The organism is Okeania sp. SIO2F4, assembly GCF_010672385.1.
Lineage (GTDB): Bacteria > Cyanobacteriota > Cyanobacteriia > Cyanobacteriales > Microcoleaceae > Trichodesmium.
The window spans coordinates 1-6,734 of sequence record NZ_JAAHGT010000516.1; the positions used below are offsets into that span (position 1 = coordinate 1).

At 37.6% G+C, this 6,734-nt stretch carries 4 protein-coding genes, 1 tRNA gene and 1 pseudogene; 1 reads left to right on the top strand and 5 read right to left on the bottom strand.

What is annotated here, in order from left to right; all coding sequences use genetic code 11:
* Together F6K22_RS26280 and F6K22_RS26285 are read right to left on the bottom strand one after the other, a co-directional pair.
* Nucleotides 1–222: pseudogene (locus F6K22_RS26280) on the bottom strand (photosystem II q(b) protein); the annotation flags it as partial.
* Nucleotides 223–793: 571 nt separating this feature from the next.
* A complete protein-coding gene (locus F6K22_RS26285; RefSeq protein WP_293104841.1) occupies nucleotides 794–1,618 on the bottom strand; it encodes an FkbM family methyltransferase in 825 nt (274 codons plus the stop codon).
* Nucleotides 1,619–2,055: 437 nt separating this feature from the next.
* Between F6K22_RS26285 and cofG the strand changes: the two genes are divergently transcribed.
* Entirely contained in the window at nucleotides 2,056–3,039 is a 984-nt protein-coding gene (gene cofG / locus F6K22_RS26290; RefSeq protein WP_293104844.1) for a 7,8-didemethyl-8-hydroxy-5-deazariboflavin synthase subunit CofG, read from the top strand.
* A 523-nt stretch (nucleotides 3,040–3,562) separates the two neighbouring features.
* On the opposite strand, the gene F6K22_RS26295 is transcribed toward cofG, so the two are convergent.
* From F6K22_RS26295 to F6K22_RS26305, 3 genes are all read right to left on the bottom strand, one after another.
* The gene (locus tag F6K22_RS26295) at nucleotides 3,563–4,249 is read right to left on the bottom strand and encodes a hypothetical protein (RefSeq protein ID WP_293104846.1); all 687 of its coding nucleotides are present in this window, start codon (nucleotides 4,247–4,249) and stop codon (nucleotides 3,563–3,565) included.
* Nucleotides 4,250–4,446: 197 nt separating this feature from the next.
* A tRNA-Val gene (locus F6K22_RS26300) sits at nucleotides 4,447–4,520 on the bottom strand.
* A gap of 92 nt (nucleotides 4,521–4,612) precedes the next feature.
* Complete coding sequence (locus F6K22_RS26305; protein WP_293104849.1) at nucleotides 4,613–6,439, bottom strand: protein kinase domain-containing protein; 1,827 nt, start codon at nucleotides 6,437–6,439, stop codon at nucleotides 4,613–4,615.
* Nucleotides 6,440–6,734 lie beyond the last annotated feature (295 nt).

Genomic DNA, 6,734 nt, shown 5'->3' on the forward strand with positions numbered 1-6,734 from the left:
TCCGTAGAGTAGGGAACCAGCTACGGGTTCGCGGATACCATCGATGTCTACAGGAGGAGCTGCTACGAAAGCGATGATGTAGCAGATAGTAGCTGTTAAAAGAGTAGGGATCATTAATACACCGAACCAGCCGATGTAAATACGGTTGTCTGTGCTAGTTACCCAGCTACAGAACCGCTCCCATACGTTAGCGCTTTCGCGCTGTTGTAAGGTTGTAGTCATAGTTATGTATGATTGCTGTATGTATGAAATTTTCGAGGTACGGCGGTCTTGGCTTTCTTTCCTTGACCGTTATTAATACTTTAGCGAGTTTATTTCGGTTTGTAAAGGGGTTTGTGTCGTAATGTATTAAATCTAATTAATAAGTAGGACTTATATTAATCGAAATAATACTATTTATAATTAATTGCTTGATTAAAAAGTAGCCCGCTTATGGTTCATGGCTGTTTCAAAGTATTGTTAAGTTAAAGAATATATAGCAATCCTATTTGATTCGTCTGAAAAATTTAGTTGCTTTAGGGAATCGGGAATAGGTGAGAATTTCGCAGTTTATTTATAGTTTTTGAATTGTTACAACCTATTGAGGATGGCTATATAGAGAATTTTGGGGATATGGGGAAGTATTGAAAACTTTTGGGGAGTTTCTTATTCCTCACACTTCTTACCTAGAGATAAACCAGCAAACTTAAAAAAATAGGACTTACGCATGAGGTACGAAAAACTAGGACTTGAGATTGCTTCCCTGTCGGTCGCAATGACGAAAATACGTTGCTTTGCGTAAGTCCTGAAAAAATTAACGGGAAACTAGCCCATTGATTAACCTTTCTATAAATGTGAGACGATAATATGGAGTACATATTTCAGCAACTTCTTTTGGGTGAGGGCAATAATCAAGAAAACTAATAATATTACCGTAAACACACTCTTGGGTAAAAAGACTTTCAAGTTTCTGGGATGGAAGAACACTAAGATCAAAATGTAATTCTTTGGTGTTGGGGGCAAAATCTAGGATTAGGCTATGGGTATAACCGCAAGTTTTGAGAAGCTCCAAAGATTGCAAGGTTTGATTAAAAAATTCTGGAGACCAACCCTTTTGCTTTTGGCTCCTATTTACCCCGCCACCGTACTCAAACATTACGACCTTGGGTAGTAAGTCTGGAGATAGGTCACTGAATTGTTGTAATACCTGCCATTCCCAGCCTTCAATATCTAGTTTTAAACAGGTAATAGCGGTAATCGCTTCTTGTTTGATTAATGTCTGAAGGGTGAGAGTTGGCACTGTACGTTGATTGCTAGAAGACCCAAACCATTGGGCAGAAAGGGAACTAAAGTTACTATTAAATAAACCTGCAAACTTTCCTAGATAGAGGGTTTGTTCCCCGTCCCGATTGGATAGACAGATTGGTAAGAGTTTGAGTTGGGAATGGTTAGTTAAGTGTTTTAACTTTTTCACAGGTAATGGTTCAACAGCAATAGTCTCAAAGCCCAACTCTGCAAATAATTGGCAATAGAAAGCAAAAGTCCCTACACCGACGTCTAAACACTTTCCGGAACGTTGCGGATCGATAGTCGGCAATAGATCAGCAAGTAGAGCTTGACAACAATTTTCTACACGCATAGTAATTTTATAATATTTGGACAAAGAGCATGAACAAAGAGTGCATAGAGGTAAGACACATCGTCATCTATCACAAAAAAACTGGTCATTTCAGTTATCAATTAAATTATTAGTACCTCTGACTGAAGCTCTATCCATTACCTACATCTTTAGCTTTAGATTAAACTTGATAAAATAGATAAGTTATGGGATGATAGTAATCCTGATTTTTAGGGAGAAAAAAATGTATATACTAAAGTACATTTTTTGAATAATTTAAGTAGTTTTACTTAGCTACTATGATTCTTTCTCCTTTGTCCCCTCTTCCCCACAAGTTTTTCAGGAGTTCTATATAACAGATGGGGCTGAAACCATAGGTAATAAAGAATAGGAAGACTGAAATAATATAGCTGACTCAAGAAAAATTCTGTAACTAACTGAATTTAATGGTTGACCTAATGTCTAGAATTATTACTTATAGTCCAGCTTATACAATAGTTCCTACTTATGAATGTTTTAATCGTTGTAGCTATTGTAATTTTCGCTCAGAACCAGGGGCAAATTCTTGGCTAAGTCTATCAGAAGCAGAAAAAAAATTATTATCTCTCAAGAATCAAGGTATAATTGAAATTTTGATTTTAAGCGGTGAAGTACATCCGAACAGCCAATACAGACAAGCTTGGTTTCAACTAATCTATGACTTATGTAAACTAGCTCTATCTTTAGGATTTTTACCCCACACTAATGTCGGACCACTTAGTAAGACCGAAATGAAAGAGTTGAAACAGGTAAATGTGTCAATGGGATTAATGTTGGAGCAAATAACACCTAAATTACTAGAAACAGTCCATAGAAATGCTCCGAGTAAGATGCCACATTTACGGTTACAACAATTAGAATGGGCTGGGGAATTAAGAATTCCTTTTACTACTGGTTTATTGTTAGGAATTGGAGAGACTGTAACTGACTCGAAAGAAACTTTAGAAGCGATCGCTGATGTGCATAAAAAATGGGGTCATATTCAAGAAGTTATTCTACAACCCTACAGTCCTGGTAATCAAGAAATATGGAATAGTGAAGGATTTGATATTAATTTATTGCCAGAAGTTGTAGCGATCGCCAGTCAAATTTTATCCTCAAGTATTGCCCTACAAATTCCTCCTAATTTAGTTACAAAACCGGAAATATTATTAGCTTGTTTGGAAAATGGTGCGCGAGACTTAGGAGGTATAGGACCATTAGATGAAGTTAATCCTAATTATCCTCACCCTCACTATCAAGGTTTAAAAAAAGTTTTGGAGTCTGGAGGATGGCAGTTAATTCAAAGATTACCTGTGTATTCTCAATATGATGATTGGTTGCCAATAAATTTAAAAAATATTGTGAGTAAGTGGCGTATGAAATTATCAGTGAAGTTATCTCCTGTTAAATCGAAATTATAACGAGAAGCTCACAAAGTAAAGATAATTGCACCCAAGTTTCTGAAATTTCTTGCTTCATAGACTGCCAATGTCTAAGCCTCCACAAGCAGACAAGATGAGACTCACCTCAGTTAATACTTTATTTAATAGACATCTCTAGAAAAGAGGGATTAGGGAGCAGGGAGCAAGGAACAGGGAGAAATCATCAATTATGCCACAGAAATAATTGATTTTCTTTTTTATTATTGGAGATGTTTAATATGTTTCGCACTGCATCCTCATTCCTATTCCCTATCTAATATAATGTCCGGATAAGAGCGTGATAAAAAAAACTTTCTCCTTCTTTTCTTCTTTCTTCCCTCCTGAATTCTGAATTGCAGAATTGCTGAATTCTGAGTAGTTTATTTATAACTGTTCAACCGGACATGATATAACACCTACATTTAGGACTCTGATGTCACTTGAATACTAACAAAGAACTAGGGAAAGGGGTTTTCGATGCTCTCCCCAGCCCCCTACTCCCATCAAGTCTCAGGAAACGAATCTACTTTTTGAAAAAGTAGAAACGATAGTCGCGACCATCATGTAGCATCCCCGCTTGACTTAGATCGCTATCAGAAGGGGTATCAACTAAATTTAGTTCTGGAATAGAGTTAAATGCGTATTCATAGGAATTGGTAGCGCCATTGAACGAACCCTGTAATAGTTTGTTGTTGTTTCCTAGTTCCATCACATAGTATCGGTAAGCACTTCCATCATGTAGCATTGCCCATCGGTTCCGATCTGCGTTATCGGGAAACCCTGTTACGGGAATTTTGGGAATGGAATTGTGTCCCCATTTATAGGTACTGCTACCCGCAACCCAGGCAAACTGATAAAGTTGATTTGATTCACCAAGTTGGCGAAGGTATAGTCTGTAGTCACTACCGTCATACAACATGGCCAAACTGCTGGCATCAGCATCTTCCGGTGCATCAATTAAGGTCAATTCCGGAATTGAGTTATGTCCAAATTCATAGGATGAACCATTGAAAGCAAATTGATAAATTATGTTATTGGTGCTTCCTTTGAAAAAATACAGACGGTAAGCTGAACCATCTTGAAGCATTGCCCAACGCTCAAAATTGGTGTCATTTGGAGCATTGGTAATTGGAATATTTGGAATTGAGTTATGTCCGAATTTGTAGTTATTTGTCCCGGCGACATAAGCAAATTGATTAAGAGAAGGCATAATTAGTTTTCTTGTATTGTATGGTTTAAGCTAGAAGAGCATTAGGTCATCTACCGATATTTTTTTCGGTATTCGACTAATTCTTTTAGACTACAATATAGTCAGATATAAATAAGTAACTTTTTTTGAAGAAATATTGTGAAAGCTTAAATTATTATTAGGAGTTACACAACTTAATTAGCAAAAGTAGAAAGTAATGGACGTAACAGAACTCGAATCTGTGACCTCCACGATGTCAACGTGGCGCTCTAACCAACTGAGCTATACGTCCAAATGTTTTATTACAATAACACACCCTTCTCAAACTTGCAACCCCTAAGAAAAATTTTTATATAGTTTTCATTATCAATTATCAATTATTAATTAACTCACCCTTCGCCACACACCCACAGTCCCATCCCCACAACCTGCCACCAACATCTGACCATCTACACTAAATGTTACCGCATTCACTACTGCTTGTTGACTCAATACTCCTACTTCCTCCATTGTATAAGGATTCCATAAATACAAATTCCCATTCCGACACCCACTCGCCAACATCAAACCATCCGGACTCATCGCCACGCTATTGACTCCATCGGGATGCTGCAATACTCCTAATAAATCTCCTGTTGCTAAGTGCCACAACCTCACAGTATTGTCACTACTACCACTCGCTAATATCTGACCGTCCGGAGCGATGGCCACACTCCGAACTACATCACTATGACCAGTCAAGGTCAACAACAATTTCCCTGTATCCACATTCCATAACTTGATCGTCTTATCCCCACTCCCACTTGCTAACACTTTTCCATCCGGACTAATAGCAACCGACTCTACCCATGCAGTGTGACCTTTCAAAAATCCTCGCATTTTCCCACTACCGAGATACCAAACCTTTACCGTCTTGTCACCATGACTGCTTGCCAATATTTGACCGTCTTGACTAATAGCGATCGCCTGTACGGCACCCCAGTCTTGACCAAACCAATTCCCCAAAGTCCGCACCAACTTTCCTGTACCCAAGTTCCAAATCTTTACCGTACTGTCATTACTTCCACTCACCAAAGTTTGACCGTCCGGACTAAAAACGATCGCCTGCACCCATCCGGAATGACTAAACATCCAACCTCCTAAAGTCTGAGGAGCGCTCCCGGTTCCCAGAGTCCAGACTTTAATACTATTATCTTCACCTCCACTTACCACAGTCTGACCATCAATACCAAACGCTACAGTTCTCACTTTGTCACCATGACTTTCTAAACTTTCCAATGCTTCCCAAGAACTTCCGACTGTTTGCATTAAATCTTGCAAAACTTCTTCTACTGAAGGATAACGTTGCGATAAGGAAACCTGAAGCATTTTATTAATGATATTACTCAAGGATGCACTCACAGGTCTAGGTAAATGTTGTTGCCATAACCACTCTTCACCGTGACGCAGGTCGAAAGGGTTTAGTTGAGTCATTAACTGAATACAAACAACACCCAAACTATAGATATCGCTAGCAAATACGGGTTGACCTATTAATTGTTCTGGAGCTGTATATTCTGGGGAACCAATGACAGTAGCTGTTTTAACATTGGCATGAGTAGAAATAGCTTTGGCAGCACCAAAACCGACTAAACATAAATTTTCCCCCCAGTCATACCCACTTTCATCAGTACCACGACGAATAATATTTTCTGGTTTAATATCGCGATGAATGACTTGATTTTTGTGTATAAACTGCAAGACTAGCAGTATTTCTATGAGAAATTTTCTAATTTTTTGTTCGTCAAATGTTCCCTGTTCTTTTAACTCTTGAGCTAAATTTTTTCCTTCTATATATTCTTGAACTAAGTATTGATAGGATGAGACAACAAAATACGCTAATAAACTGGGAATTTGGGGGTGTTTTCCGAGTTTGTCTAATTGTAATGCTTCTCTCTGAAATGATGTTGATGCTTTTTCTATTTCATTGAGATTTTGTGCTGCATTTTTGCCGGAAGTAGCTATGGGTAAAAATTGTTTAATTACAGAGATTGGTTTTGAGGGAATATCTTCATCAACTACTAAGAATGTTCTACTAAATGTGCCAATTCCAATTGGTTTTAGGAGGCGGTAATGTTCTCTGAGGATGAGTTTTGTTCCACAACTTTGGCAAAATTTATTTTTGTCTGGATTTTGTGGTTTTTGGCAGGTAGGATTATAGCAATAACTCATAAATTTTTCGGGTGAAATATTCGCTATTATACCATTTTGAAAAAAGAGTGTGTCTTGAATAATTTGGTCAAATAAAATGATTGAAAGCTGAAAATACCCTACTCAAATAGAATTGTTTCAGGGTAAAAAATGATAATAAGAGAGCTATTTCTAGCTGACTACTGACTATTGACTACTAGAAACTGTCCAAATATTTGTAGCAAACATTTACCCAATCATTAATAATTAGGGCTTGCTGAAACTATCTAAAAGCATTTCCAGATAAAGGTAAGTGCCTTTTTAGGTCTTTAAAAAG

What these genes read in the sequence shown, in the direction of transcription:
- cofG (WP_293104844.1), top strand. Translation starts at nt 2,056, where the DNA reads ATGTCTAGAATTATTACTTATAGTCCAGCTTATACAATAGTTCCTACT.
- F6K22_RS26285 (WP_293104841.1), bottom strand. Translation starts at nt 1,618, where the DNA reads ATGCGTGTAGAAAATTGTTGTCAAGCTCTACTTGCTGATCTATTGCCG.
- F6K22_RS26305 (WP_293104849.1), bottom strand. Translation starts at nt 6,439, where the DNA reads ATGAGTTATTGCTATAATCCTACCTGCCAAAAACCACAAAATCCAGAC.
- F6K22_RS26295 (WP_293104846.1), bottom strand. Translation starts at nt 4,249, where the DNA reads ATGCCTTCTCTTAATCAATTTGCTTATGTCGCCGGGACAAATAACTAC.